The sequence below is a fragment of the Klebsiella sp. A-Nf5 genome (assembly GCF_002810545.1).
GTDB lineage: Bacteria > Pseudomonadota > Gammaproteobacteria > Enterobacterales > Enterobacteriaceae > Klebsiella > Klebsiella variicola.
This window is the reverse complement of the sequence record NZ_PIOG01000238.1, coordinates 1-772: the sequence shown is the minus strand read 5'-3', so window position 1 is coordinate 772 and position 772 is coordinate 1. Positions and strand designations below refer to the sequence as shown.

The 772-nt window shown below is 44.8% G+C and carries 1 protein-coding gene; it reads right to left on the bottom strand.

Features of this window, described 5'->3' with window-relative positions:
- Window positions 1-91 precede the first annotated feature (91 nt).
- The coding region (locus tag CWM53_RS23005; RefSeq protein ID WP_206062633.1) for an MFS transporter at window positions 92-772 on the bottom strand (681 nt) is incomplete at its 5' end.

Here is a 772-nt window from a genome sequence, read left to right as displayed (position 1 = left end):
CTGATATGAACAGAAAATCACTTAAATATTCTAATTTGATTAAGACTGATATTGAATGATAAATAATACTGATGCCCTACCCCCCTACCTATTAACCACGTCCTTTTTCCAGTTCACGTTTTGCAAGATCGGCTTTAATTTTTTCAAGGAACGCGTTATTCAGCTTGAAGTAGCGCACCAGATACGCGCTGATGAAATAACTCACCATCGGCAACAGTGAGAACATCATGATAATGCCTTGAATGGTCTTACTATTTTGCTGAGGCTCATTCGCGACATAACCGGTAAACGCCAGAATCCAGGCGACGATTGCCCCAGCCACCGCCAGCCCCATTTTGAGCATAAAAAGGTTACCCGCGAAAGAGATACCGGTCAGGCGCTTACCGAACTTCCAGTCACCGTAGTCATCGACATCGGACATCATCGCCCACAGAATGGGGCCAGATTGAATTAAATGCAGAACGTTAATTACGATAAATAGCGCCATCAGCGGGGTCAACGATTGCGGATCGATAAACCACAGCGCAAATGACAGAATGCCGAGAATAATATTAATAATGCGGAACAGCGCCAGCTTATCAAAGCGATCGGTAAGCGGTTTGGCAAGCACACTACCCAGCATATTACAGGCTACACCCAGCGCCATAAAGAAGGTAATAAATCCGACAGACGCCTTCATGACATAAGTCGCATAATAGATAGTTACGCCACCACGGATAAATGCCGGGAAAACGTTCAGGAAGGTAATAGAGATCATTAAGAGCCACTGATC